This is a genomic window from Pseudomonas sp. M1, assembly GCF_022760135.1.
Taxonomy (GTDB): domain Bacteria; phylum Pseudomonadota; class Gammaproteobacteria; order Pseudomonadales; family Pseudomonadaceae; genus Pseudomonas; species Pseudomonas citronellolis.
Map to the genome: position 1 here is coordinate 3,036,461 of NZ_CP094343.1, position 24,547 is coordinate 3,061,007.

23 protein-coding genes are annotated in these 24,547 nt (G+C 68.8%); 9 read left to right on the forward strand and 14 right to left on the reverse strand.

Annotated features, from left to right (window positions below):
* Positions 1–17: 17 nt before the first annotated feature.
* From PM1_RS13705 to paaF, 9 genes are all read right to left on the reverse strand, one after another.
* On the reverse strand, positions 18–371 hold the full coding sequence (locus PM1_RS13705) for a DUF1428 domain-containing protein (RefSeq protein ID WP_009622479.1): 354 nt from the start codon (positions 369–371) through the stop codon (positions 18–20).
* A 479-nt stretch (positions 372–850) separates the two neighbouring features.
* On the reverse strand, positions 851–2,485 hold the full coding sequence (locus PM1_RS13710) for a cation acetate symporter (RefSeq protein WP_009622477.1): 1,635 nt from the start codon (positions 2,483–2,485) through the stop codon (positions 851–853).
* Positions 2,482–2,787 (reverse strand): DUF485 domain-containing protein, encoded by a 306-nt coding sequence (locus PM1_RS13715; protein ID WP_009622475.1) that lies wholly within the window; start codon positions 2,785–2,787, stop codon positions 2,482–2,484. Before PM1_RS13715 ends, PM1_RS13710 begins: the two co-directional genes overlap by 4 nt.
* Before the next feature lie 422 nt (positions 2,788–3,209).
* Complete coding sequence (gene paaK, locus PM1_RS13720) at positions 3,210–4,529, reverse strand: phenylacetate--CoA ligase PaaK (protein WP_009622473.1); 1,320 nt, start codon at positions 4,527–4,529, stop codon at positions 3,210–3,212.
* A gap of 128 nt (positions 4,530–4,657) precedes the next feature.
* Positions 4,658–5,884 carry a 3-oxoadipyl-CoA thiolase gene (pcaF, locus tag PM1_RS13725; protein ID WP_009622471.1) on the reverse strand — a complete coding sequence of 409 codons (1,227 nt, stop codon included), beginning with the start codon at positions 5,882–5,884 and terminating at the stop codon, positions 4,658–4,660.
* Complete coding sequence (gene paaI, locus PM1_RS13730; RefSeq protein WP_009622469.1) at positions 5,881–6,327, reverse strand: hydroxyphenylacetyl-CoA thioesterase PaaI; 447 nt, start codon at positions 6,325–6,327, stop codon at positions 5,881–5,883. Before paaI ends, pcaF begins: the two co-directional genes overlap by 4 nt.
* A complete protein-coding gene (gene paaH / locus PM1_RS13735) occupies positions 6,320–7,837 on the reverse strand; it encodes a 3-hydroxyacyl-CoA dehydrogenase PaaH (RefSeq protein ID WP_009622462.1) in 1,518 nt (505 codons plus the stop codon). Before paaH ends, paaI begins: the two co-directional genes overlap by 8 nt.
* Before the next feature lies 1 nt (position 7,838).
* On the reverse strand, positions 7,839–8,630 hold the full coding sequence (paaG, locus tag PM1_RS13740) for a 2-(1,2-epoxy-1,2-dihydrophenyl)acetyl-CoA isomerase PaaG (protein WP_009622460.1): 792 nt from the start codon (positions 8,628–8,630) through the stop codon (positions 7,839–7,841).
* A gap of 44 nt (positions 8,631–8,674) precedes the next feature.
* On the reverse strand, positions 8,675–9,448 hold the full coding sequence (paaF, locus tag PM1_RS13745) for a 2,3-dehydroadipyl-CoA hydratase PaaF (protein ID WP_009622458.1): 774 nt from the start codon (positions 9,446–9,448) through the stop codon (positions 8,675–8,677).
* Positions 9,449–9,958: 510 nt separating this feature from the next.
* Here paaF and paaY point away from each other — a divergent pair.
* From paaY to PM1_RS13780, 7 genes are all read left to right on the forward strand, one after another.
* The gene (gene paaY / locus PM1_RS13750; RefSeq protein ID WP_009622454.1) at positions 9,959–10,555 is read left to right on the forward strand and encodes a phenylacetic acid degradation protein PaaY; all 597 of its coding nucleotides are present in this window, start codon (positions 9,959–9,961) and stop codon (positions 10,553–10,555) included.
* Between the two features lie 80 nt (positions 10,556–10,635).
* Positions 10,636–11,559, forward strand: coding sequence for a phenylacetic acid degradation operon negative regulatory protein PaaX (gene paaX / locus PM1_RS13755; protein ID WP_024128733.1), 924 nt, complete (start codon positions 10,636–10,638; stop codon positions 11,557–11,559).
* Positions 11,560–11,698: 139 nt separating this feature from the next.
* On the forward strand, positions 11,699–12,616 hold the full coding sequence (feaR, locus tag PM1_RS13760; RefSeq protein WP_009622450.1) for a transcriptional regulator FeaR: 918 nt from the start codon (positions 11,699–11,701) through the stop codon (positions 12,614–12,616).
* Between the two features lie 818 nt (positions 12,617–13,434).
* On the forward strand, positions 13,435–13,836 hold the full coding sequence (locus tag PM1_RS13765) for a c-type cytochrome (RefSeq protein ID WP_009622449.1): 402 nt from the start codon (positions 13,435–13,437) through the stop codon (positions 13,834–13,836).
* Between the two features lie 67 nt (positions 13,837–13,903).
* A complete protein-coding gene (locus PM1_RS13770) occupies positions 13,904–15,394 on the forward strand; it encodes an aldehyde dehydrogenase family protein (RefSeq protein WP_009622448.1) in 1,491 nt (496 codons plus the stop codon).
* Positions 15,395–15,469: 75 nt separating this feature from the next.
* The gene (locus tag PM1_RS13775; protein WP_009622447.1) at positions 15,470–16,183 is read left to right on the forward strand and encodes a hypothetical protein; all 714 of its coding nucleotides are present in this window, start codon (positions 15,470–15,472) and stop codon (positions 16,181–16,183) included.
* Positions 16,180–16,557, forward strand: a complete 378-nt coding sequence (locus PM1_RS13780) for a cytochrome c3 family protein (RefSeq protein ID WP_009622446.1) — start codon at positions 16,180–16,182, stop codon at positions 16,555–16,557. The genes PM1_RS13775 and PM1_RS13780 overlap by 4 nt, the downstream gene beginning before the upstream one ends.
* Here PM1_RS13780 and PM1_RS13785 read toward each other — a convergent pair.
* The 4 genes from PM1_RS13785 to PM1_RS13800 all read right to left on the reverse strand — a co-directional run bounded on the left by PM1_RS13785 (position 16,554) and on the right by PM1_RS13800 (position 21,059).
* Positions 16,554–17,489: a FecR family protein gene (locus PM1_RS13785; protein WP_009622439.1), complete on the reverse strand. Its 936-nt coding sequence runs from the start codon at positions 17,487–17,489 to the stop codon at positions 16,554–16,556. The two genes, PM1_RS13780 and PM1_RS13785, sit on opposite strands and share 4 nt — an antisense overlap.
* A gap of 61 nt (positions 17,490–17,550) precedes the next feature.
* Positions 17,551–18,072 (reverse strand): RNA polymerase sigma factor, encoded by a 522-nt coding sequence (locus tag PM1_RS13790; RefSeq protein ID WP_009622438.1) that lies wholly within the window; start codon positions 18,070–18,072, stop codon positions 17,551–17,553.
* A gap of 152 nt (positions 18,073–18,224) precedes the next feature.
* Positions 18,225–19,613, reverse strand: coding sequence for an FAD-dependent oxidoreductase (locus PM1_RS13795; RefSeq protein WP_009622437.1), 1,389 nt, complete (start codon positions 19,611–19,613; stop codon positions 18,225–18,227).
* Between the two features lie 87 nt (positions 19,614–19,700).
* Complete coding sequence (locus PM1_RS13800) at positions 19,701–21,059, reverse strand: MFS transporter (protein WP_009622436.1); 1,359 nt, start codon at positions 21,057–21,059, stop codon at positions 19,701–19,703.
* A gap of 269 nt (positions 21,060–21,328) precedes the next feature.
* On the opposite strand from PM1_RS13800, the gene PM1_RS13805 reads away from it, so the two are divergent.
* A complete protein-coding gene (locus PM1_RS13805; RefSeq protein WP_009622435.1) occupies positions 21,329–22,213 on the forward strand; it encodes a LysR substrate-binding domain-containing protein in 885 nt (294 codons plus the stop codon).
* A 186-nt stretch (positions 22,214–22,399) separates the two neighbouring features.
* On the opposite strand, the gene PM1_RS13810 is transcribed toward PM1_RS13805, so the two are convergent.
* Positions 22,400–23,269, reverse strand: coding sequence for a LysR substrate-binding domain-containing protein (locus PM1_RS13810; RefSeq protein ID WP_009622434.1), 870 nt, complete (start codon positions 23,267–23,269; stop codon positions 22,400–22,402).
* 146 nt (positions 23,270–23,415) lie between these two features.
* Here PM1_RS13810 and PM1_RS13815 point away from each other — a divergent pair, with 146 nt between their 5' ends.
* Positions 23,416–24,531, forward strand: coding sequence for a 2-aminoethylphosphonate--pyruvate transaminase (locus PM1_RS13815; protein WP_009622433.1), 1,116 nt, complete (start codon positions 23,416–23,418; stop codon positions 24,529–24,531).
* Positions 24,532–24,547 lie beyond the last annotated feature (16 nt).

Below are 24,547 nucleotides of genomic sequence, written 5' to 3' on the forward strand. Positions count from 1 at the left end.
CGGGCGCCGGTATCGGTTCAGGCGTCGACGATCACCTGGAAGCCGCCGAAGATCATGCGCTGGCCGTCGAAGGGCATGGACTGGAAGTTGTCCTTCAGGCGTGGGTCCTCCATGACCTTCTTCATCCCGGCGTCACGTACCTCGCGGGACGGCCAGGTGATCCAGGAGAACACCACGGCCTCGTCCTCCTTGCGTTTCACGGCCATGGGGAAGGAGGTCACCTTGCCTTCGGGGACGTCGTCGCCCCAGCACTCGACCACGCTGAGCGCGCCGTACTCCTTGAAGACCACCGCCGCCTTGCGGGCCAGCTCGGTGTAGGCCTCGCGGTTGGCGGTGGGGACGGGGACGATGAAGCCGTCGATGTAGTTCATGGTGGGGCTCCCTTTGCTGTTTGGGGGGGGAGGTGGGTCTCCCATGGGGTCGATTGCTAGTCGTTCAGGGTGGGGGAGGATCGACAGGGGGGTGGCGGAAGGTGATGGGCGGTCGGGGAGTGGGCTGGATGTTTTTGGTGTTGGGGGTGAGTTGGGTTCCCTCTCCCCAGCCCTCTCCCTGAAGGGAGAGGGGGCTTGTCCGTGCCGAGAAAGGTGATGGTTTCCGCCGGCAGCCACTGCGCTAGCCGGCTAACGCCATAACACCAAACCCTGCCCAACGGTCCCCTCTCCCTTCAGGGAGAGGGTTAGGGAGAGGGAGCGGAGGTCCGCTTGACGATGAAGCCAAGCCTTATCACTCAATAGCCAAAGGCCGCAGGAGTGCTCGGATGTTTCAGCAGGTAGAGGACGGCTCCCTCTCCCTTCAGGGAGAGGGCTGGGGAGAGGGAGCGGAGGTCCGCTTGACGATGAAGCCAAGCCTCTCAATGCCGACTGGCCACCGCCGCCCCAATCCCCGTCATCGACCGGATGAACTGCCCCATATACCGCCCACGCTCCGCCTCCGCCCGCGCCGAGCGGTCGCTCACCGAGAAGCCCCAGGCCGCCAGGAAGGCCGCGCTCATGGAGAACAGCGCCGGGTTGCTGTAGGGGAACACCGCCTCGGCGTTGCCCAGCACCGCCACCCACACCGGCGGGCCGAGCACCAGCAGGGCGATGGCGGTGAGCAGGCCGGCCAGGCTGCCGGCCACCGCGCCGCGGGTGGTCAGGCCGCGCCAGAACATCGAGAGGAACAGCACCGGGAAGTTCACCGAGGCGGCGATGGCCAGCACCAGGCCGGAGAGGAAGGCGATGTTCTGCGACTCGAAGAGCACGCCGAGGATCACCGCCAGCACGCCGATGCCCAGGGTGGCCAGGCGCGACACGCGCATTTCCTCGGCCTCGCTGGCCTGGCCCTTGCGCAGCACGCAGGCGTAGAGGTCGTGGGACACCGCCGAGGCCGCCGACAGCGCCAGGCCCGCTACCACCGCGAGGATGGTGGCGAAGGTCACCGCGCAGATGAAGCCGAGGAACAGGTTGCCGCCCACGGCCTGGGCCAGGTGCACGGCGACCATGTTGCCGCCGCCGATCAGCGCGCCCTCGGCGGTGCGGAAGGCCGGGTCGTCGCCGACCATGACGATGGCGCCGAAGCCCACGGCGATCAGCAGCAGGTAGAAGTAGCCGATGAAGCCGGTGGCGTAGAACACGCTCTTGCGCGCCTCGCGGGCGTCGCTGACGGTGAAGAAGCGCATCAGGATGTGCGGCAGGCCGGCGGTGCCGAACATCATGCCCAGGGCCAGGGAGATGGCGTCCACCGGGTTCGCCAGCAGGCCGCCCGGCGCCATGATCGCCACGCCCTTGGCGTGCACTTCGGTGGCCGCGGCGAACATCGCCTCGCTGCTGAAGCCGAAGTGGCGCAGCACCATGAAGGCCATGAAGCTGGTGCCCGAGAGCAGCAGCACGGCCTTGATGATCTGCACCCAGGTGGTGGCCAGCATGCCGCCGAAGGTCACGTAGCAGACCATCAGCGCGCCCACCACCAGCACCGCCTGCAGGTAGCTCAGGCCGAACAGCAGTTCGATCAGCTTGCCGGCGCCGACCATCTGCGCCACCAGGTACAGCAGCGCCACGATCAGCGTGCCGAGGGCCGCGGTGATGCGGATCGGCGCCTGCTCCAGGCGGTAGGAGACCACGTCGGCGAAGGTGTACTTGCCCAGGTTGCGCAGGCGCTCGGCGATCAGGAAGAGGATGATCGGCCAGCCGGCGAGCACGCCCAGGGCGTAGAGCAGGCCGTCGTAGCCGCTGGCGAACATCATCGCCGAGATGCCCAGGAAGGACGCCGCGGAGATCATGTCGCCAGCGATCGCCAGGCCGTTCTGCATGCCGGTGAGGCCGCCGCCGGCGGTGTAGAAGTCCGCCGCCGAGCGGGTGCGCAGGGCGGCCCAGCGGGTGATGGCCAGGGTGGACAGGACGAAGGCCAGGAACAGGCCGATGGCGTGCCAGTTCAGCGGGCGTTCGGCGCCGGCGGCCAGGGCCGGCTCGGACAGCGCCAGGCCGGCGAGCAGGAACAGGGCCTTCATGCCTGGGCCTCCTGCTTGAGCCGGTCGTTCAGCGGGTCCAGCACCTTGTTGGTCTGGTGCACGTAGAGGCCGGTGAGCAGCACCGAGAGCAGGATCAGACCGACGCCGGCGAGCATGCCGACGCTGGTCACCCCGCCGGCGAGCGGGCGGCCCAGCAGGTCGGGGGCGAAGGCCACCAGCAGGACGAAGCCGTAGTAGGCCAGCAGCAGGGTGGCGGTGAGGGACCAGGTGAGACGTTGCTTGCGGCGGACGAGCAGGAGGAAGTCCGGGTGTTCCCGGAGGCGTTCCAGGGGCAGGGTCATGGCGCGCTCTCTGTTGTTGTGAGGTTGTCGAGGCGATTTGTTTGATACGTAAATATATTGTTTATTTGTAATTACGTATCGGAATTGATTGTCGCTCAGCGGACGTGGGGCGGGGAGGGTGGTGCGGGCGAAGTTCGTGTCGGGATGTTGCCGGGAGAGGGCTTTTCGTAGGAGCGAACCGCCCAGCGCAAGAGCGTTCGCGAGCAAGCTCGCTCCTACAGGGTGTGGGGTCGCGTGCCAACGAGAAACTCCCCGCCGCAGCCCCGTAGGATGGGTTGAGCTTGCGATACCCATCGGGCCATGGTGATGGGTATCGCTTCGCTCAACCCATCCTACGAAAAGCATCACGGCGCAATCGCCGGCAGGGCACCGCGTGCAAACGAAAAACCCCGCCGAAGCGGGGTTTTCGTGGCGCGGGGCGATCAGCCCTGGTTGCGCTTGTCGAACACGTGGCAGGCCTTGCCTTCCGAGCGCTTGAGGCTGTGGAACGGCTGGATCAGGATGCGCGCGCTGATGCCGATGTGCGTCTTGACCTGCTTGCTCAGCTCGTTGGCCACCTGCTTCTGCTGCTCGGCGTCCAGGTGCTGCAGTTCGTGCTTGAGCTCGACGTGCACGTCCATGCTGTCCATGTTGCCGTTGCGATACAGGTGGATTTCGTAGACTTCGGCCAGCTGTTTCACTTTCAGCACCTGCTCCTCGATCTGCGTGGGGAACACGTTCACCCCGCGGATGATCAGCATGTCGTCGCTGCGCCCGGTGATCTTGTCGATGCGCCGCATCGGCCGCGCGGTGCCCGGCAGCAGGCGGGTGAGGTCGCGGGTGCGGTAGCGGATCATCGGCAGCGCTTCCTTGGACAGCGAGGTGAACACCAGCTCGCCGTATTCGCCGTCGGGCAGCACCGCGCCGGTGGCCGGGTCGATGATCTCCGGGTAGAAGTGGTCTTCCCAGACGGTCGGGCCGTCCTTGGTCTCGGCGCACTCCATGGCCACGCCCGGGCCCATGATCTCGGACAGCCCGTAGATGTCCAGGGCGGTGATGCCCAGGCGCTCTTCCACGGCGCGGCGCAGTTCGGCGGTCCACGGCTCGGCGCCGAAGATGCCCAGGCGCAGCCTGAGGCTGTGCGGGTCGATGCCTTGGCGTTCGATCTCGTCGGCCAGGTTGAGCATGTAGGACGGGGTGACCATGATGATGTCCGGCTGGAAGTCGCGGATCAGCTGGACCTGCTTCTCGGTCTGGCCGCCGGACATCGGGATCACCGTGCAACCCAGGCGCTCGGCGCCGTAGTGGGCGCCCAGGCCGCCGGTGAACAGGCCGTAGCCGTAGGACACGTGGACCTTGTCGCCCTTGCGCCCGCCGGCGGCGCGGATCGAGCGCGCCACCACGTTGGCCCAGGTGTCGATGTCGTTCTGCGTGTAGCCGACCACCGTGGGCTTGCCGGTGGTGCCGCTGGAGGCGTGCAGGCGCACGATCTCGCGCTGCGGCACGGCGAACATGCCGTAGGGGTAGTTGTCGCGCAGGTCGTTCTTGTCGGTGAAGGGGAACTTCGCCAGGTCGTCGAGGGATTTCAGGTCGTCCGGGTGCACGCCGGCTTCGGCGAAGCGCTGGCGGTACAGCGGGACGTTGTCGTAGGCGTGCTTGAGGCTCCAGCGCAGACGGTCCAGCTGGTGCTGGCGCAGTTCATCGACGCTGGCGGTCTCCAGCGGGTCGAGCAGGGCACGTTCGGCATCATGGTACATATTCATGGGTTCACTCGATTTGTTCTTGTACGCCAGCCCGCGTACGGGCTGCGAGTGTCATGGGGGGAGGATACGCCCCCCGTGGAATCGGGTCTTTGCGCTTCTGGCCAGGGTCTTTGGCGTCTCTGCCAGAATTACTGCGGCAGGCGCTCGATGACCATGGCGATGCCCTGGCCGACGCCGATGCACATGGTGCACAGGGCGTAGCGGCCGCCGCGCTCTTCCAGCTCGTGCAGCGCGGTGGTGACCAGGCGCGCGCCGCTCATGCCCAGCGGGTGGCCCAGGGCGATGGCGCCACCGTTGGGGTTGATGCGCTCGTCGTCGTCGGCCAGGCCCAGTTCGCGCAGCACGGCCAGGCCCTGGGCGGCGAAGGCTTCGTTGAGTTCGATCACGTCCATGTCGTTGAGGCTCAGGCCGGTCAGCTCCAGCACCTTGCGCGTCGCCGGCACCGGGCCGATGCCCATGATCCGCGGCTCGACGCCGGCCACCGTCATGCCGACCACCCGGCCGCGGGCCTTCAGGCCGTGGCGCTGGGCCGCTTGCGGGCTGGCCAGCAGCAGCGCGCAGGCGCCGTCGTTGACCCCCGAGGCGTTGCCGGCGGTGACGCTGCCTCCCTCGCGGAACGGCGTGCCGAGCCTGGCCAGCTGTTCCAGGGTGGTGTCGCCGCGCGGGTGCTCGTCATGCTCGACCACCTTGGCCGGGCCCTTGCGCTGGGGGATTTCCACCGGGACGATTTCCTTCGCCAGGCGGCCGCGGGCCTGGGCGGCGGCGGCCTTGTGCTGGCTGCGCAGGGCGAAGGCGTCCTGGTCGGCGCGGGAGATGCCGAACTGTTCGGCGACGTTCTCCGCGGTTTCCGGCATGGAGTCGATGCCGAACTGCGCCTTCATCAGCTTGTTGACGAAGCGCCAGCCGATGGTGGTGTCGAAGATCTCCGCGCTGCGGCCGAAGGCCTGCTCGGACTTGCCCATCACGAAGGGCGCGCGGGACATGGATTCGACGCCGCCGGCGAGCATCAGCCCGGCCTCGCCGCAACGCAGGGCGCGGGCGGCGTTGCCGATGGCGTCCAGGCCCGAGCCGCACAGGCGGTTGATGGTGGTGCCGGGCACTTCCTGGGGCAGGCCGGCCAACAGCGAGGCCATGTGCGCGACGTTGCGGTTGTCCTCGCCGGCCTGGTTGGCGCAGCCGAGGATGACGTCGTCGATGGCGCTCCAGTCCAGCTGCGGGTGGCGCTGCACCAGAGCCTTGAGTGGGATGGCGGCGAGGTCGTCGGCGCGCACGCTGCTGAGGGCGCCGGCGTAGCGGCCGATGGGCGTGCGCACCGCGTCGATGATCAGGGCGTCGCTGAGGGTGGCGTTGGTCATTCGGGGGTCTCCTGCGTCAGCACGGTGCCGCGCACTTTGTAGGATTTGCCGTGGAACAGGGCGATCAGCTGTCCGTGCTGGTTTTCGATGCGGACGTCGTAGTTGCCGGTGCGGCCGCTGCGGCTCTGCTCGCTGGCCGTGGCGGTCAGTTCGTCGCCCAGGCGCGCCGGGGCCACGTAGTCGATGCTGCAGCCGATAGCCACGGTGGCCTCGTCATAGCTGTTGCAGGCGAAGGCGAAGGCCGAGTCGGCCAGGGCGAAGAGGAAGCCGCCGTGGCAGGTGCCGTGGCCCTGGATCATGTCCTCGCGCACCGGCATGCTCACCTGCGCGCTGCCGGGGCCGGCGTCGAGCAGGGCGATGCCCAGGCGCTGGGTGGCCAGGTCGCGGCTGAACATGGCGTCGGCGCAGGCGCGGGCCAGTTGTTCGGGGGTGCGCTCAGTCATGCAGGCGGCTCCCTTCGGCGTGCTTGCGGCGCAGCAGCAGGGACGGGCGGTAGCGCTCCTCGCCGTAGCTGCGTTGCAGGTTGTCTAGGGTGTTCAGCACGTAGCCGACGCCGATGGCCTCGGCCCAGGCCAGCGGGCCGCGCGGGTAGTTCACCCCGGCGCGCATGGCCAGGTCGATGTCGGCGGCCGAGCCTACGCCCTGCAGCACGGCGTCGGCGGCCTCGTTGGCGAGCATCGCCACGGTGCGCAGCACGGCCAGGCCGGGCAGGTCGGCCAGCGCAGTGACCTTCAGGCCGGCGCGGCGCAGCAGGGCCACGGCCTGGTCGCGGGCTTCGGCGCTGGTGTCGGCGGACCAACTGATGGCGATGCGCGAGGCCTTGGCGTAGTCCAGCGCCAGGTCGAACAGCACCAGGTTGCGCAGGCCGTCGTCCTTGCCGCGCTGGCTGGCCAGGCGGCCGTCGGAGAGTGCCAGCACCGCGTCGCCGACGCGCAGCAGGCCGCTGCCGGCGCGCTCGACCACCTGCACGCCGGCGTCCTTCAGGCGTTGCACCAGCGGCTGGGCCACGCCCAGGTCGCCTTCGACCACGCAGCTGGCCACTTCGGCTGCGCTGGTCAGCTCGGCCGCCTGCGGGCGTTCGGCGCCTTCGGCGTAGTCGTAGAAGCCGCGGCCGCTCTTGCGGCCCAGGCGGCCAGCGTCCACCAGCTCCTTCTGGATCAGCGAGGGCTGGAATCGGAAGTCGCCGTAGTAGGCGGCGAACACCGAACAGGTCACCGCGTAGTTGACGTCGTGGCCGATCAGGTCGGTCAGCTCGAAGGCGCCCATGCGGAAGCCGCCGGCGTCGCGCAGCAGCGCGTCGAGGCTGGCGCAGTCGGCGGCGCCTTCCTGCAGCAGGCGCAGGCTTTCGGCGTAGAAGGGGCGGGCCACGCGGTTGACGATGAAGCCGGGGGTAGAGCGGGTGTACACCGGCTGCTTGCCCCAGTTCTTCGCGGTGGCGTGCAGGGCCTTGGCCAGTTCCGGGCAGGTCGCAAGGCCCGAGACGATCTCCACCAGGGCCATCAGCGGCGCCGGGTTGAAGAAGTGCATGCCGATCACCCGCTCGGGGTGCTTGAGGCCTGCGGCGAGGCTGGTGATGGACAGCGAGGAGGTGTTGCTGGCGAGGATGCAGTCGGCCGCGCACAGCGCTTCCAGCTGGTTCAGCAGGCCGCGCTTGACCTCCAGGTTCTCGACGATGGCCTCGATTACCAGGCGCGCATCGGCCAGGGCCTCGATGGCTTCCACCGGTTGCAGGCGAGCGACTATGGCGCTGCGCTGCTCGGCGTCGAGCTTGCCTTTCTCGATCAGGCGGCCGAGCTGGCGGTCGATGCCGTCGATGGCCTGGGCGGCGGCGCCCGGGCGGTTGTCGTAGAGCTTCACCGGGTGGCCGGCCTGGGCCGCCACCTGGGCGATGCCGGCGCCCATGGCGCCGGCGCCGATCACCGCGACCTGGGCATTGATATCCAGTGCGTGCATGTCAGCGGCCCTTGAAGCTGGGGGTGCGTTTTTCCATGAAGGCGCCGACGCCTTCGCGGTAGTCCTCGCTGCGCCCGGCCAGGCGCTGCAGGTCGCGCTCCAGCTCCAGCTGCTCGTCGAAGCTGTTGTTCAGGCTGGCGTTGAGGCTGCGCTTGATCAGCGCCAGGCCGTAGGTCGGCTGGGTGGCCAGGTGACGGGCGAGCTTGAGGGCTTCCTCGCGCAGGTTGGCATCGTCCACCACCTGGTAGATCAGGCCCCATTGCTCGGCCTGCTCGGCGGACAGGCGGTTGCCCAGCAGGGCCAGGGCCTTGGCGCGGGCCAGGCCGACCAGCCGCGGCAGCGTCCAGGTGCCGCCGGAATCGGGGATCAGGCCGATCTTGCAGAAGGCCTGGATGAAGCTGGCCGAACGCGCCGCCAGGACCAGGTCGCAGGCCAGCGGGATGTTCGCCCCGGCGCCGGCGGCCACGCCGTTGACCGCGCAGATGACCGGCAGCGGCAGGTCGCGCAGGGTGCGGATCAGCGGGTTGTAGAACTTCTCGATGGACTCGCCCAGGTCGGGCATCTCGGCGCCCGGGGCGACGTTGCGGTCGGACAGGTCCTGGCCTGCGCAGAAGCCGCGGCCTTCGCCGGTCAGCAGCAGCACGCGGGCCTCTTCGCTCTGGCGCACCTGCTTGAGCGCTTCGCGCACCTCGCCGTGCATCCTGGCGTTGAAGCTGTTCAGCTGCTCCGGGCGGTTCAGGCTGAGGAGGGCGACGCCGTCCTCGATGGAAAACAGGATGTGCTCGAAGGTCATGGGCGGGCTCGCTCCATCAATCGGTATATGGAAAGGAAGAGGCTTCAGCGGCCGAGGAAGCGCGCCGGACGCTTTTCCTGGAAGGCGCGGATGCCTTCCTCGCGGTCGGCGGTGCCGGCCAGCAGGGTGAAGGCGTGGCGCTCGAAGCGCAGGCCGCTGGCCAGGTCGGTGTCCTGGGCCTTGAGCAGCGCTTCCTTGGCCATGCGCACGGCCAGCGGCGCCTTGCGCGCGATGACGCGGGCGACCTGCAGGGCGCGCTCGACGGTGAACTCGGGTTGGGTGACTTCGCTGACCAGGCCGGCGCGCAGGGCGTGGCGGGCGTCTATGGCCTCGCCGGTGAGGACCATCTGCATGGCCAGGGACTTGCCCACGGCGCGCAGCAGGCGCTGGGTGCCGCCGGCGCCGGGGATGATGCCGAGGTTGATTTCCGGCTGGCCGAAGCGGGCGTCCTCGCCGGCGATGAGGATGTCGGCGTGCATCGCCAGTTCGCAGCCGCCGCCCAGGGCGAAGCCGTTGACCGCGGCGATCAGCGGCTTGGCGAAGGCGGTGATGCGCTGCCAGTGGGCCACACGTGGGTCGTCGAGGATGCCGACCAGGTCGCGCTCGGCCATCTCCTTGATGTCGGCGCCGGCGGCGAAGGCCTTGCGGCTGCCGGTGATGACCACCACGCGGGTCTCGGCGTCGCGCTCGGCGGCGTCCAGTTCCGCGGCCAGTTCGCCCAGCAGTTCGGTGTTCAGGGCGTTGAGCGCCTCGGGGCGCTGCAGGGTGATCAGGCGGACGCCGTCCTCGGGCGCCTGCACGGCGAGGGTACGAGGCATGTAGAACTCCTCAGGCTGCACGCACGGCCTGGGGCCGGCTCATTGGAATTGTTATGTGGGCCCGTCGCGCCTCTGTGGGTGCGGACGGGCCCTGGCTGGCATCCAGTATATGCCTTAAGTGATACAAAACAACAATAACAAAATTGATTTATGTGTCTCGTGTGTCGAGCGAGCTGCCAGGTTCGGGCTTCCGCAAGGGGCTGCGAAGCCCGTTGGGCAAGGGCTGAGAGCTATAGGATTTGCGGCTTGGCAGGCGTGCCGGTGGTCGCTCGGGAAAGCGATACAGCATCGGGCGCATTGACGATCGGATTTGTTGTGATACAAGATTTTCCAAACAACGAATCGCGACGGGTCGCTTTCCCGTCCCGCCTTGCCGGCGCCCCTGGCGCCGCCGTGCACAAGGAGCCACCCCGATGCCGTCCGTCGCCTGCGCGCTGGAACCCTTCGCCGAAGCTGGATGCCCGCTCAGGGTGCAGCGCCACCTCGATCTGCCCGAAGAGGAGGCCTGAGATGCCCTGCTACAGCCTCGAAGGTCTGACACCGGTGGTCGACCCGACCGCCTACGTGCACCCCACTGCGGTGCTGATCGGCGACGTCATCGTCGGCCCCGGCTGCTACGTGGGGCCGCTGGCGGCGCTGCGCGGCGACTTCGGGCGGATCATCCTGGAGGAGGGCGCCAACCTGCAGGACACCTGCGTCATGCATGGCTTCCCGGACAGCGACACGGTGGTCGAGCGCAACGGCCACATCGGCCATGGCGCGGTGCTGCACGGCTGCCGCATCGGCGCCGACGCCCTGGTGGGGATGAACGCGGTGGTGATGGACAAGGCGCGCATCGGCGAGCGCTGCATCGTCGCCGCCACCGCCTTCGTCAAGGCCGGCTTCGAATGCCCGCCGCAGAGCCTGGTGATGGGCTCGCCGGCCACGGTCAAGCGCGAGCTGAGCGAGCAGGAGATCGCCTGGAAGCAGCGCGGCACCGCCGAATACCAGCAACTGAGCAAGCGCTGCCTGGCCAGCCTGGTGGAATGCCAGCCGCTGGCCGCGGTGGAGGCCGACCGCCCGCGCCTGGGCGATTCCGGGTTCCGCCCGAAGGGGCAGGGCGCATGAGCCTCATTGGGGTTCGCTCCAATGGCCAGGCGGCCCGGCGGGCAGGTATAGTCGGCGCTTTATCCGCGCCCGACCGAGCCATGAGCAGTCTCGCCCCGCTGAACCAACTGATCGCCCGCTTCCAGGAACAGACGCCGATCCGCGCCAGTTCGCTGATCATCACCCTCTATGGCGACGCCATCGAACCCCACGGCGGCACCGTCTGGCTGGGCAGCCTGATCGGCCTGCTGGAGCCCATGGGGATCAACGAGCGGCTGATCCGCACCTCGATCTTCCGCCTGACCAAGGAAGGCTGGCTGACCGCCGAGAAGGTCGGCCGGCGCAGCTACTACAGCCTCACCGGCACCGGCCGGCGGCGTTTCGAGAAGGCCTTCAAGCGCGTGTACAGCCCCGGCCTGCCGGCCTGGGACGGCGCCTGGACGCTGGTGCTGCTGTCGCAGCTGGCGGCGGACAAGCGCAAGCAGGTGCGCGAGGAGCTGGAATGGCAGGGCTTCGGCGCCATCGCCCCGAGCGTGCTGGCCTGCCCGCGCTGCGACCGCGCCGACCTCACCGCGACCCTGCTGGACCTGGACGCGCTGGACGACAGCATCGTCTTCGAGACCCACGCCCAGGAGGTGCTCGCCTCCAAGGCCATGCGCCTGCAGGTGCGCGAGAGCTGGAAGATCGACGAGCTGGGCCAGCACTACAGCGAATTCATCCGCCTGTTCCGCCCACTGTGGCAGGCGCTGCGCGAGCAGGGCGAGCCGGATGCCCAGGACTGTTTCCTGGCGCGCACCCTGTTGATCCACGAATATCGCAAATTGCTACTGCGCGACCCGCAATTGCCGGACGAACTGCTCCCCGGCGACTGGGAAGGGCGCGCGGCGCGGCAGCTGTGCCGCAACCTCTACCGCCTGGTGTACGCCAGGGCCGAGGTGTGGCTGAACAGCGCCCTGGAGACCGCCGATGGCCCCTTGCCGGATGCCGGCGAGAGCTTCTACCGGCGCTTCGGAGGGCTGAACTGAGCCAGGCTGGCTCGAAACATGCTTCACAAGCGCCGGACCGAGGCGGCGCTGCGGGACCACCGGCCGAACGGCCGGGCCATGACGGATGCCTGCCTGAGCGTCCGCTGATAAAAACAATGCGTGCATGAGGCTTTAGGTCATGAACCCTTCATCGATTTCCAGGGATGAGGCTTTCGAAGCGTGGTTGTGCCAGGTCAACCAGGCGTGCGGGCGTTTCGACGCGCGCACCCTGGGGCCGTCCTTCCACGGGAAGCTGCGGGAGTACCAGGGCGGTGCCATCAAGCTCAGCGTGGTCGACATGTCCCAGGTGCACCTGTACCGCACCAGCAAGGAGGTCAGCGCCAGCGGCAACGGCCACTTCTACGCGGTGTTCCAGCTCGAAGGGCGCTCGCGCCTGGAGCAGGACGGCAGCCGCGTGCAGCTGGCCCGCGGCGACATCACCCTGGTGGACGCCAACCGCCCCTGCGACATGACCTACGAGGAGGACTCGCGGCAGCTGTCGCTGATCCTCCCGCGCCAGGTGCTGGAGCGCGGCCTGCGTTTCTCCGGCATCGACTGTGCGCGGCGCATCCCGGCGAGTTCGCCGGTGGCGGTGCTGGCCAACACCCTGATCCTCGAAACCACCCGCCAGAACGGCCTGGGCATGCAGGAAAGCGAGGCCACCCTCGACGCCCTGGTCAGCCTGCTGCGCCCGGCACTGGCCGGCGCGGAAGCCGAGGGCGACAGCCATGAAAGGCTGTTCCGCAAGGCGCTGGCCTTCATCGACGAGCACATCGGCGCCGAGGAACTCTGCCCGGAACTGATCGCCCGCGAAGTGGGCGTGTCGGTGCGCGGCCTGTACCGCATGTTCGCCAAGAAGGGCCTGGTGGTGGCGCAGTACATCAAGAACCGCCGCCTGGACTTCTGCGCCGAATCCCTGCGCAACGCGGCGGGCGAGCAGAAGCTGTCGGCGCTGGGGTATGCCTGGGGGTTCTCGGATTCCAGCTACTTCTCCACGGCGTTCAAGTCGCGCTTCGGGGTTTCGCCGGGGGAGTATCGGAAGCGGTATGTGCATTGATGTAAGAGCCGTTGGAGGCTGGAAGCTGGAAGCTGGAAGCAAGAGCGCCAAGAGCCCTCTCTGAAGGGAGAGAGGCAGCTTCGTAGGGCGAATAACCGTTCGCGGTTATCCGCCGTCGGCCAGAACGCCACCCCGGCTGCAAGCTGCAAGCAAGAGCGTGAAGAGCCCCTCTCCCCAACCCTCTCCCGCAAGCGGGAGAGGGGGCTGTCCGTGCCGAGAGGAGAAATGGTTTCAGCTGGAGTCCGCGGTGCTAGCCAGGCCGGCTGCGCGCACCTGCTTTTCGTAGGAGCGAGCTTGCTCGCGAACGGGGGCTCCCTGTGGCACTGGCATATCAGGTCGACTCCGCTCCCTCTCCCCAGCCCTCTCCCTGAAGGGAGAGGGGGCTTGTCCGTGCCGAGAGGGGGCCTGGCCCCAGATGGCAATCCCTGCGCTAACCGGCTAACTCCAGAACATCCGACCCTGCCCAACGGTCCCCTCTCCCTTCAGGGAGAGGGTTAGGGAGAGGGGGCTCTTGGGCCCGGCACCATAGCTTCCCAGCTCCGTAGGATGGGTTGAGCGAAGCGATACCCATCACCCCGGCAGCATGGGTATCGCAAGCTCAACCCATCCTACGAAAAGCCCCTCGACGTAGCCGGCGGTTGCCCCTACCGCTCTTGCTTCCAGCTTCCAGCCTCCAGCCTCCAGCGGCTCTTCTGGCACCCCCACCAACACGACTGGCACACAGAAAAACACCCGCACTCGCGCCCCTGGCGACAATCGTCCTCGACCGGCACCTGCCTTGTGTCCGGCCGATAAGAATCGATCGAGAGTGCCCCTGCATGCTTTTCACCGTGAAAACCCGAATCAAGACCGGCCTCTGCGGCCTGCTGCTGGCCGTGGCCGGTACCCAGTCCGGGCTGGCCCTGGCCGATGACCTGGCCGCCAAGGGCCAGGCCGTTTTCGAGCGCGACTGCTCCGTTTGCCACACCGCCAATGCCGGCGGCGCCAACATCATGGGGCCGAACCTGCATGGGGTGATCGGCCGCAACGCCGGTTCCCTGGCCGGTTTCAGCTATTCCCAGGCGATGAAGGACAGGGGCGCGGCCTGGAGCCGCGAGAGCCTCGAAGCCTTCGTCACCCAGCCCCAGGCCGCCGTGCCGGGCACCTACATGCCCTATCAGGGCCTGGCCGATGCCGACGAGCGCAAGGCCCTGAGCCTGTGGCTCAGCCAGCAGCACTGACCTTTCCCGGCCGCTCCCGGCGAGCGGTTCCCTGCCTGGCCCGCGGGCCGCAAGAACAGGAGTCACCATGAGCATCACCGCAACCCTGCCGCAGGTCGCCGAGTTCCTCCAGCGCCGCCACGGCTGCTTCATCGACGGCGCCTGGGTGGCCTACGACGGCCCCACCAGCGACGTGCTCAACCCGGCCACCGGCGAAACCATCGCGCAGATCGCCGACATCGATACCGAGATGCTCGACCGCGCCGTGAAATCCGCCCACGCCGCCTTCAAGTCGCGCGTCTGGTCCGACCTGCGCCCGGCCGACCGCGAGCGCATCCTGCTGCGCTTCGCCGACCTGGTGGAGCAGCACGCCGAGGAACTGGCCCAGCTGGAAACCCTCAGCCAGGGCAAGTCGATCAACCTGACGCGCATGCTCGACGTCGGCGCCACCGTGGAGTTCATGCGCTACATGGCCGGCTGGGCGACCAAGATCGAGGGCCAGTCCCTGGACGTGTCCATCCCGCTGCCGCCGGGCACCAAGTTCACCGCCTTCACCCGCCGCGAGCCGGTGGGCGTGGTCGCCGGCATCGTGCCCTGGAACTTCCCGCTGATGATCGCCGTGTGGAAGCTGATGCCGGCACTGGCCACCGGCAACACCGTGGTCATCAAGCCCGCTTCGGAAACCCCGCTGACCGCCCTGCGCCTGGCCGAGCTGGCCTTCGAGGCGGGCGTGCCGGCCGGGGTGTTCAACCTGGTCACCGGCGACGGCGCGCGCATCGGCGGCGGCCTGGCTTCGCACAAGCTGATCAGCAAGGTGTCCTTCACCGGCTCCACCGCTGTCGGCCGCAGCGTCGGCATCGCCGCCATGCAGAACATGACGCGCTTCGCCCTGGAACTGGGCGGCAAGAACCCGATGATCATCCTGGCCGACGCCGACATCGACAAGGCCGTGCAGGGTGCGCTGCTGGGCGGCCTGCTCAACAGCGGCCAGGTGTGCGCCGCGGCCTCGCGCTTCTACGTGCACGAGTCGCGCTATGCCGAGTTCGTCGACAAGCTCGGCGCGGTGGTCGCCGGTATGAGCATCGGCCAGGGCATGGACGACACTGCGCAGATCACCCCGCTGGTGTCGCGCAAGCAGCAGGCCTCGGTGCTCAAGCACATCGAGACCGCCCGCCGCGAAGGCGCCCGGGTGGTCTGCGGCGGCGAGCCGATGGACTGCGACGGCTTCTTCGTGCGCCCGACCGTGCTGGCCGACGTCACCCAGGACATGGCCGTGGCCCACAATGAAGTCTTCGGCCCGGTGCTGGCGGTGCTTTCCTTCAAGGAAGAGGACCAGGCCATCGAGATGGCCAACGACAGCGAGTACGGCCTGGGCGCCAGCCTGTGGACCAACGACCTGACCCGCGCCATGAACCTGGTGCCGCGCATCGAGTCCGGCACCGTCTGGGTCAATGCCCACGTGCTGCTGGACCCGAGCATGCCTTTCGGCGGCGTCAAGCAGTCCGGCATGGGCCGCGAGTTCGGCCGCGCCGTGGTCGAGGCCTACACCGAGATCAAGTCGGTGTGCATCGCCCACTAAGGGCGGCTTGCGTAGCGTGCCGCGCGGCGGCACGCTACGCCGCTTTTCCGGATGGCGGCAGAGGAGGCTGATCGCATGTTCGCCCTGACCCTGCGCGTGGCGCTGGCCTGCCTGCTGCCGTTCGCCGCCATCTTCCTGCTCGACGCCATGCCCGGCGTGCACCCGGCCTGGGACTTCGCCAACGTCGCCGGCTTCGTCGCCGGGGCGCTGTTCCTGCTGCTGTTCGCCTACACCGGCAAGCCCATGGCCCGGCCGCGGCACGACGGCAAGTTCTTCATGGTGCTGCACCGCGACCTGTCGTTCGTCGCCGCCGTATTGCTGGTCGTCCACGTGGCGGTGCTGCTGGTGGACGAGCCGCTGGTGCTCGACGAACTGCTGCCCGGCGCGCCCTGGCACATGCTCGCCGCCGACGGCGCGACGCTGCTTCTGCTGCTGATCCTGCCGCTGAGCCTGACCGCCGTGCGCCGGCGCATCTGGCCCAGACATGCGGACTTCCGTCGTTGGCATTATGGGTGGAGCGCGGCCATAGTCGCGCTGGCCGGCGTGCACATGATCGGCGCCGGCTACTACAGCGGCGCCACCTGGAAGGCCGTGCTCTGGGGCGCGCTCAGCGTCGCCGCGCTGGCCTGGCCGCGGCTGCCGCGGCCCACGCCGCACTATGCCGAGGGCGGGCGCCGGCGGCACAGCGCCTACCTGGCCAGCCGCCTGAGCCTGGGCGTGCTCTGCGCCGGCCTGGCGTTGGCCGGGCTCTATGCGCTGCTCGGCAGCGTGGACCTGCCGCTGCTATGAAACGCTGGTACCTGCTGTTGGCCATCCCGCTGCTGGCGGCCTTCGTCCTCGGCGCGCGGCACGGCCACGACCAACTGGTGCGCCAGCACCCGTTGCTGCCGATGAACTTCGACCACACCAACCATGGCAGCATCAACTGCGTCACCTGCCACCACGACTTCGTCGACCGCTCCACCTCGGCCTCGCCCAGCGGCAGCCGCACCTGCGTGCTCTGCCACAAGGAGTCGCCGCAGCTGGCCGTGACCATCGAGCACGACTTCCACCAGTTCTGCGAAAGCTGCCACCTCAAGCGCCTGCAATCCTTCCAGCAGGCCGGCCCGGTGCGTTCCTGCAAGGGCTGCCACACGCCGCCCGCGATGGCGGGCGCGCCTTAGTTGAGGATCAGCAGGCGCGGGTATTCGCGCAGGTGCGAGGAGGTGATCTGGGCGAGGGAGCGCATGGCCCCCAGCGGGTCGTCCAGGCGGTAGTTGGCGGTGATGCTGACGTCTTCCAGGCGCTCGTCGGCGTTGACGATCCAGCCCGGGTAGTAGCGCCGCAGCTCGGCCAGCACCTGGCTCAGCGGGCAGTTCTCGAACACCAGGCGGCCCTGCACCCAGGCCAGCAGGCGCTGGCTCTCGCCGTTGTGGCGGCGCTCGCCGAAGCCGCCGGGGCCGACGCGGATGCTGTCGCCGGCGCCGAGGCTGACGCGGGTGTCGTCGCCGGCGCTGCGCAGGTCCACCTCGCCGTGCTGCACGCTGACTTCCGCCTCGTTGCCCAGGTAGCGCACGGCGAAAGCGGTGCCGCGCACGCTCACCTGCACCGGGCCGGCCTCCACCTCGAAGGGGCGGCTGCGGTCGTGGGCCACGTCGAAGTAGGCTTCGCCGCGGAACAGCCGGGCGCTGCGGCGCTGCTCGTCGAGGTGGCTGGACAGGGCGGTGTCGGTGTTCAGCAGGATGCGCGAGCCGTCGGCCAGTTGCAGGCTCTGGCGCTGGCCCACGGCGGTGTAGTGGTCGGCGCGGATGTGCGTCAGCAGGTCGCCCTGTAGGGCCACGCCCACTGCCAGCAACAGCCCCGCGGCGGCGGCGAAGGAACGCCAGCGCCGGCGCTTGCGTTGCCGCGCCTGGTGCTGCGCCTGGGACTCCAGGCCGGTGGCGGCCAGGCCGAGCAGCGGCGAATCCCACAGGCTGCTGGCGTGCCGGAAGGCGCTGGCGTTGGCCGGGTGCGCGGCCAGCCAGGCGTCGAAGCGCGCGCGGGTGGCGGCGTCGGCGTCTTCCAGCTGGATCAGCCAGTCCAGCGCTTGGGCCAGGTGCGGGTCCGGGGCGGTCACGCGGCGTTCCTCGAATCGGGGGCGCACATTGTGGGCCAGCCGCGGGCCGATGGGTAGCCCGTCATGCCGGCGGCTCCAGGCGCCCGAGCACGCCGATGCAGATGGCCATGATGAGCTTCAGTTCCTTCTGCACCGTGCTGGGCGACACCCCCAGTTGCTCGGCGATTTCCGCGTAGCCGCAGCCGTGCAATCGGCTGAGGATGAAGATGCGCTGCTGGCGCGGGGTGAGGCGTTCCAGGGCCGAGCCCAGGCGCTCCAGCAACTGCTCGGCGTGCAGGCCGTCCTCGGCCGAAGGCTGGCTGGAGGGCACCGCCTGGAGCACCTCCTGGGGCACGTCGTCGAGCAGGGTGCGCGATTGCATGCGCAGGTGGCGCAGGTGGTCCAGGGCGAGGTTGCGGCCGGTCTGGAAGAGGAACGGCTCCAGGTGCTCCACCGGGCGCTCGCGCAGGGTGCGGGCCACGCGCAGGTAGGTTTCCTGGACCAGTTCTTCGGCGATGCTGGGGTTCTTCACCATTCTCGCCAGGGTGCGCAGCAGCGGGGTGCGTTGGGCGAGGAACACGGTGTCGAGGTGGGAAAGGCTCACGCGACGTCCATGCAAGTCATTTTCTGATGAGAATAATTATCGTTCGACGGGCGTGCTCGGCACAAGCCGGGGCGCCGAGAAAAAAAGAGCGAGGCCCGCAAGCGCGCCTCGCTCGTCCCTCAGCCGGCTTGTGAGGGAAAAGGGGGAGGGGCTCAGGCCTTGTCGGCCTTGCCGGCGGCCGCGGCGAACTTCGCCAGGCGCACGTCCAGGCGCCGCGGGCGGCGGCCGTGGTCCTCGGCCTGCTCCTTGCGGCGGATGGCGTTGCGCACCATCAGCGAGCCCAGGTAGCGCACCGGCTCCGGCGGGAAGTGGCCGAGCGGCCCCTGGGCCAGCGGCGAGCGCGTCCACTCGTTGTCCAGGCCCTGCACCAGCGAGGCGAGGAGCTGCCCGCCCATGTGGCAGGGGCCGACGCCGCTGCCGGAGTAGCCGAAGCCGTAGAAGATGTTGCCGCCGGCGCCGAGCCGGCCGAAGAACGGCAGGCCGGTCACCGAGCGGTCGGAGGGGCCGTTCCAGCTGGCGGCGATGGGCACTTCGGCGAAGGTCGGGAAGAACTCGCCGAGGCTGCGCCGCAGCAGGTCGAGGTAGGGCGAAGGCTGGTCGAACACCGGCAGCATGCGCCCGCCGTAGGCGAAGGTGTTGCCGCCCTTGCCGAGCATGAGCCGGCCGTCCGGGGTGTTGTGGTAGTAGTGCACGAAGATGCGCGAGTCGAGCACGGTCACCCCCGAGGTCAGGCCGATCTGCCGCAGCAGGTCCGGGCGCGGCTCGGTGATGATCATGTCGCTGGAGACGATGGCCACCGTGCGCTCGAACTGCGGGAAGGCCCGCGCCATCCAGGCGTTGATCGCCAGCACCACGCGGTCTGCCGCCACCTGGCCATGGGGCGTGTGCACGCGGGCCGGGTGGCCTTCCTCCAGGCCGGTCATGGGCGTGCCCTCGTACAGGCGCACGCCCAGCTGCAGCGCCACCCGGCGCAGGCCGCGCACCAGCTTGCCCGGCTGCACGCTGGCGGCGGCGGGGGAGAACCAGCCTTCCAGGTGCTTGTCCGAGCCGGCCATGCGCCGCACGTCTTCCAGCGGGCGGCGGGTGAAGGAGTTGATGCCGTGCTTCTCCAGCGCGGCGATCACCCCGTCGGTGGCGCCGACCTGGGCGGCATTGGTCGCCGTGTACAGGGTGCCGTCCAGGCGGTAGTCGGCATCCACCCCGTATTTTTCGCAGAACTCGCCGATGGCCTGGATGCTGCGCTCGGAGGCCTTCACCAGGCGGATCGCCTCGGCCAGGCCGAACAGCCGCTCCAGGGTGAAGAACTTCGCCGACCAGGACAGCGCGCAGCCGCCGTTGCGCCCGCTGGCGCCGGCGCCGCAGATGTCGGCTTCGACGATCACCACGTCCAGCTCCGGGTTCTGTTCCTTGAGCTGGATGGCGGTCCACAGGCCGGTGTAGCCGCCGCCGACGATGCACACGTCGGCGCGGGTGTCCTGTTGCAGCGGGGCGGCCCTGTCGCTGTCGTGCTGCAGGGCCTGGGCGAGCCAGAAGGGGCGCATGGGGGTTCTCCGTGATCGGGGCGCGGGGTAGGGGCGTTCGGTATGCGGTTTATCGGGCGGGGTGGGCACGTCCCTGTGCCCCGGGAATCAGGAGCGTGCCGGGCGCACCTTCAGGGGGCGGTTCGGCGTGGCCGGGGCGCTCTTGCGCGCGCCTTCGGGCAGGCTGTTCCAGTGCGGCACCAGGATGGCAGCGGCGATCAGCGCGGTGACGGTGAAGCCGATGAACACGCTGTAGGTGTCGAAGTAGCCGGGCAGCAGGCCGCCGAGGATGGCGCCCACCGAGCCGCAGCCGTTGACGAAGCCGGCGGCGGTGCCCGCGGCCTTGCCGGTGCCGAAGTCGATGGCGGCGGCGCCGCTGATCATCGAGTCCGGGCCGTAGAGGGTCAGGCCCATCATGAACAGCAGGGCGAACACCAGCATCGCGCTGCCGGTCTGCATGGCCGGGACGAACAGCGCCAGGCACGCGGTTAGGCCGATCAGGCTGATGACGCAGGCGGGCATGCGCCGGGCGCCGAACAGCTTGTCCGAGGCCAGGCCGATGAGGATGGGGCCGAGCAGCCCGGCGATCTCGAAGGCGGTCGGCAGCACCGCGGCGCCCACCTTGCCCAGGGCCGGCATGCGTTCGTAGACGATTACCGGGCCCCACAGCAGGATGGCGTAGCGCGCCGGCTTGAGCAGGAAGTAGGCCAGGCCGAGGGTCATCACCGTGCGGTTGCGCAGCACGGCGCCGAGGGTTTCCCAGAAGCCGGGGTTCTTGCCCTGCTCATGGAAGCCGGCATAGTGCACGGCCTGCGGCTCGTCCGCCTCGATCGGCGGCAGGCCGACGTCCTGCGGGCGGTTGCGCTGCAGCAGCAGGAACAGCAGGGCGACGCCGCCGACCACCGTGGCGGAGGAATAGAAGGCCGCGTGCCAGGTGCCGAACACGCTGTAGGCCCACCAGCCGGCGAAGGGCGAGGCGACCAGGCCGCCGAAGGCGTAGCAGGTGCTCCACAGGCCGAGGATGCGCCCGCGCTCGTGGGCGGCGAAGAAGCTGCCCATGTTCTTGCACAGCCCGGACCAGCCGGTGGACTGCGCCAGGCCCTGGATGACCATGCAACTGGCGAAGATCGGCACGGTGGCGAAGGTGCCCATGACCAGGGCGGCGAGGGTGGAGATCGCCAGGCCGCCGAACACCACGATGCGCGGGCCGAAGCGGTCGGCGAAGACGCCCCAGGTGAACTGGCCCACGGCGTAGGCGGCCAGGTAGATGGCATCCATGTCGGCCATCATGGCCTTGTCCAGTTCGAAGGTCGTGTCCTCGGCGATGCCGAGCTTGGCCACGGAGAAGGCCTTGCGGGTGAAGTAGAAGGCGGCGTACGCGAGCCAGGTGATCGCGAAGATCTGCACGCGCCAGCGCTGCATGGAACCTTTGCCCGCGTGGGCTGCGGTGCCGGTGGGGTTGCTCATCTGATCTGACCTCGTTGTTGTTGGAGTGCCGGCAGTCAGGGAAAAACTTGTTGTTGTTATATGAGCGGGCCGTACCTTTCCGGAGGTGACGGGTCAGGGCGGATGCGGTGAGGTTGCCGTGGGCCGGAGCCCTTGGTGAAACGCATGGAAACAAGTTCGGATAAATAAATAAAATCGATTTATCAAATTTTAAAAATAAGTCTGACTTGTAAGTCACGGCGCCGGGTGACTACAGTGGCGACCTTCCCGATCCCTACGGAGCCAGGCCCATGCAGGTTTCCCACGCGCAACTGAAGGCCTTCCACGCCGTGGCGCTGACCGGCAGCTTCACCCGTGCCGCCGAGCGCCTGTTCCTCACCCAGCCGGCGGTTTCCGACCAGGTGCGCAAACTGGAGGAGCGCTACGGCGTGCTGCTGTTCCACCGCAACAAGCGCTCGGTGCGCCTGACCGACTTGGGCGAGCGCCTGCTGGCGGTGACCCAGCGGCTGTTCGTCATCGAGGCCGAGGCCCACGAACTGCTGGCGGCCTCCAGCGCGCTGCAGACCGGCAACCTGACCCTGGCGGTGGACGCCGCGGTGCACCTGCTGCCGCAGGTGGCGCGTTTCTGCCAGCGCTACCCGGGCATCCACGTGCGCATCGAGAGCGGCAACACCGACGAATCGCTGCAGTCGCTGTTCAACTACCGGGCCGACCTGGCGCTGCTGGGGCGCACGGTGGAGGACGAGCGGTTGCTGTCGGTGACCCTGCGCAGCGACCCCATAGTCGCCTTCGTCGCCAGCGGCCATCCCTGGGCCGGGCGCGAGTCGATCCGCCTGGCGGACCTGGACGACGCGCCACTGGTGTTGCGCGAGCAGGGCTCGGTGACGCGCCAGACGCTGGAAGAGGAAATGCACCGCGCCGGCCTGCGCATCCGCCCGGCCATCGAGGTGGAAGGCCGCGAGGCCGCCCGCGAGGCGGTGGTGGCGGGGATCGGCCTGGGCGTGGTGTCGGCCGCCGAGTTCGGCGCCGACAGCCGGGTGCATGCGCTGCCGATAGTCGATTGTGAAAGGCGGATGAGCGAGACCCTGGTGTGCCTGCGCGAGCAGAGTTCGCGGCGGATAGTGTCGACCTTCCTCGATGTGGTGCGCGAGGATTTGTGGGAGGGGGCTGGCTAGTCCGGCGTCGCCTTGGGGGCAATCGCGGACGGTACACCTTCCAGTAACACCCCGTAGGATGGGTTGAGCGGAGCGATACCCATCACCGCAACCGCATGGGTTTCGCAAGCTCAACCCATCCTACGGTGCCGTGCCTATGCGGGATGCGTAGGACTCCGTCCGCGATTATCCGTCGTCAACGGCAGGTCAGGCCCCGCCATCCTCCGCCAGCTCCAGGAACGCACTCACCACCCGCAAGCCGCGGCGCCGCTCCAGGCAGCCGAGGGAATGCCGGTTCACCAGCGCCTCGCCGAGCAGCGGCACGGCGCGCACCCGCGGGTCGCGGCTGACTTCCAGCGAGGAGACGATGCCGATGCCCAGTTCCGCCGCCACCGCCTCGGTGACCGCCTCGCGGCTGCTCAGCTCCATCAGCACCCGTGGCTGTATCGGCAGGGCGCCGCAGGCGCGGTCGAAGGTGCGGCGGGTGATGGAGTCCGGCTCGCGCAGCACCATGATCTGCTGGTCCAGCTCTGCCAGCGGGATGCCCTCGCCGCGCCCGCACCAGACGTGCTCCGCCGGCAGCAGCGCGCACAGGTGAGATTCCACCAAATCGCGCAGGTACAGCCCCGGCCGCTCGTCCACCTCGGTCACCACGGCCACGTCCACATGCTCGCTGAGCAGCGCGTTCAGCGTCTCCTGGGCATTGCCCAGGCGCAGGTTGACGGTGATGCCCGGGTAGCGCGCGCGCAGGCGGGCGAGCAGGGGCATGACCAGGTGCGGGCCGTCGGCCGCCACCTCGATGCGCCCGCTGAGCAGCTTGCGGTTGGCGTCCAGCAGCGTCTCGGCCTCTTCCTCCAGGGCGAACAGCGTGCGGCTGATGGCCGCCAGGCGGCGGCCTTCCTCGGTCAGCTCCACGGCGCGGGCGGTGCGGCGGAACAGGTTGACCTGGTAGTGCTCTTCCAGCGCCTTGACGTGCCCGGTCACCGCCGGCTGGCTGATGAACAGGCGCTCGGCGGCGCGGGTGAAGCTGCCTTCGCGGGCCACGGCGTCGAAGGCGCGGAGCTGGAACAGGTTCATAGGGTATAGGTCCGACTTATGCCTGGGATCATGACAAACAATTTGAGCGATAACTCGTCGCTTGGCAACGTATGTCCAGGCCCGCTCGACGGGCCGCGACAAGAACCTCACCCCGCACAGGTTTTCCCCTGATAGAGGAACCGAGCATGAGCACTGCCGAGCGCGCGCCCATCCTGTTGACCCCCGGCCCCCTGACCACCTCCCCGCGGACCCGCCGCGCCATGCTGGTCGACTGGGGCTCCTGGGACAACGATTTCAACGCCCTGACCGCCGATGTCTGTTCCCGCCTGCTGGCCATCATCCATGGCGAAGGCAGCCACACCTGCGTGCCGCTGCAGGGCAGCGGCACCTTCTCCGTCGAGGCCGCGGTGGGCACCCTGGTGCCGCGCGACGGCAAGGTGCTGGTGCTGATCAACGGCGCCTACGGCAAGCGCCTGGCGAAGATCTGCCAGGTGATCGGCCGGCAGTTCAGCACCTTCGAGACCGAAGAGGACGTGCCCACCACCGCCGAGGACGTCGACCGCCTGCTCGCCGCCGACCCGGCCGTGACCCACGTGGCGCTGATCCACTGCGAGACCAGCACCGGCATCCTCAACCCGCTGGAAGCCATCGCCAAGGTCGTCGAGGCCCACGGCAAGCGTCTGATCATCGACGCCATGAGTTCCTTCGGCGCCCTCGACATCGACGCCCGCAAGGTGCCCTTCGACGCGCTGATCGCCGCTTCCGGCAAGTGCCTGGAAGGCGTGCCCGGCATGGGCTTCGTCTTCGCCCGCAACGAGTCGCTGGCGGCCAGCGCCGGCAACTGCCATTCCCTGGCCATGGACCTGCAGGACCAGCAGGCCTACATGGCCAAGACCGGCCAGTGGCGCTTCACCCCGCCCACCCACGTGGTCGCCGCGCTGCACGAGGCGCTGAGCCAGTACGAGGAGGAGGGCGGCCTGGCGGCCCGTCACAATCGTTACGCAGACAACTGCCAGACTCTGCTGGGCGAGATGGCCAAACTCGGATTCCGCAGCTTCCTCCCGGCGGCGATCCAGGCGCCAATCATCGTCACCTTCCACGCCCCGCGCGATGCCCGCTACAGCTTCACCGAGTTCTACAACCGGGTGCGCGAGAAGGGCTACATCCTCTACCCGGGCAAGCTGACCCAGGTGGAAACCTTCCGCGTCGGCTGCATCGGCCAGGTCGACGCCCAGGGCATGCGCGAGGCGGTGGCGGCCATCGCCCAGACGCTGCGCGAGATGGAAGTCTTCGAGATCTGAACCCCTTTCCCGGCGC

Bases quoted from the DNA above. Each gene is read 5' to 3' on its own strand.
- PM1_RS13705 (WP_009622479.1), bottom strand. From the start codon at position 371: ATGAACTACATCGACGGCTTCATCGTCCCCGTCCCCACCGCCAACCGC.
- PM1_RS13710 (WP_009622477.1), bottom strand. From the start codon at position 2,485: ATGAAGGCCCTGTTCCTGCTCGCCGGCCTGGCGCTGTCCGAGCCGGCC.
- PM1_RS13715 (WP_009622475.1), bottom strand. From the start codon at position 2,787: ATGACCCTGCCCCTGGAACGCCTCCGGGAACACCCGGACTTCCTCCTG.
- paaK (WP_009622473.1), bottom strand. From the start codon at position 4,529: ATGAATATGTACCATGATGCCGAACGTGCCCTGCTCGACCCGCTGGAG.
- pcaF (WP_009622471.1), bottom strand. From the start codon at position 5,884: ATGACCAACGCCACCCTCAGCGACGCCCTGATCATCGACGCGGTGCGC.
- paaI (WP_009622469.1), bottom strand. From the start codon at position 6,327: ATGACTGAGCGCACCCCCGAACAACTGGCCCGCGCCTGCGCCGACGCC.
- paaH (WP_009622462.1), bottom strand. From the start codon at position 7,837: ATGCACGCACTGGATATCAATGCCCAGGTCGCGGTGATCGGCGCCGGC.
- paaG (WP_009622460.1), bottom strand. From the start codon at position 8,630: ATGACCTTCGAGCACATCCTGTTTTCCATCGAGGACGGCGTCGCCCTC.
- paaF (WP_009622458.1), bottom strand. From the start codon at position 9,448: ATGCCTCGTACCCTCGCCGTGCAGGCGCCCGAGGACGGCGTCCGCCTG.
- paaY (WP_009622454.1), top strand. From the start codon at position 9,959: ATGCCCTGCTACAGCCTCGAAGGTCTGACACCGGTGGTCGACCCGACC.
- paaX (WP_024128733.1), top strand. From the start codon at position 10,636: ATGAGCAGTCTCGCCCCGCTGAACCAACTGATCGCCCGCTTCCAGGAA.
- feaR (WP_009622450.1), top strand. From the start codon at position 11,699: ATGAACCCTTCATCGATTTCCAGGGATGAGGCTTTCGAAGCGTGGTTG.
- PM1_RS13765 (WP_009622449.1), top strand. From the start codon at position 13,435: ATGCTTTTCACCGTGAAAACCCGAATCAAGACCGGCCTCTGCGGCCTG.
- PM1_RS13770 (WP_009622448.1), top strand. From the start codon at position 13,904: ATGAGCATCACCGCAACCCTGCCGCAGGTCGCCGAGTTCCTCCAGCGC.
- PM1_RS13775 (WP_009622447.1), top strand. From the start codon at position 15,470: ATGTTCGCCCTGACCCTGCGCGTGGCGCTGGCCTGCCTGCTGCCGTTC.
- PM1_RS13780 (WP_009622446.1), top strand. From the start codon at position 16,180: ATGAAACGCTGGTACCTGCTGTTGGCCATCCCGCTGCTGGCGGCCTTC.
- PM1_RS13795 (WP_009622437.1), bottom strand. From the start codon at position 19,613: ATGCGCCCCTTCTGGCTCGCCCAGGCCCTGCAGCACGACAGCGACAGG.
- PM1_RS13800 (WP_009622436.1), bottom strand. From the start codon at position 21,059: ATGAGCAACCCCACCGGCACCGCAGCCCACGCGGGCAAAGGTTCCATG.
- PM1_RS13805 (WP_009622435.1), top strand. From the start codon at position 21,329: ATGCAGGTTTCCCACGCGCAACTGAAGGCCTTCCACGCCGTGGCGCTG.
- PM1_RS13810 (WP_009622434.1), bottom strand. From the start codon at position 23,269: ATGAACCTGTTCCAGCTCCGCGCCTTCGACGCCGTGGCCCGCGAAGGC.
- PM1_RS13815 (WP_009622433.1), top strand. From the start codon at position 23,416: ATGAGCACTGCCGAGCGCGCGCCCATCCTGTTGACCCCCGGCCCCCTG.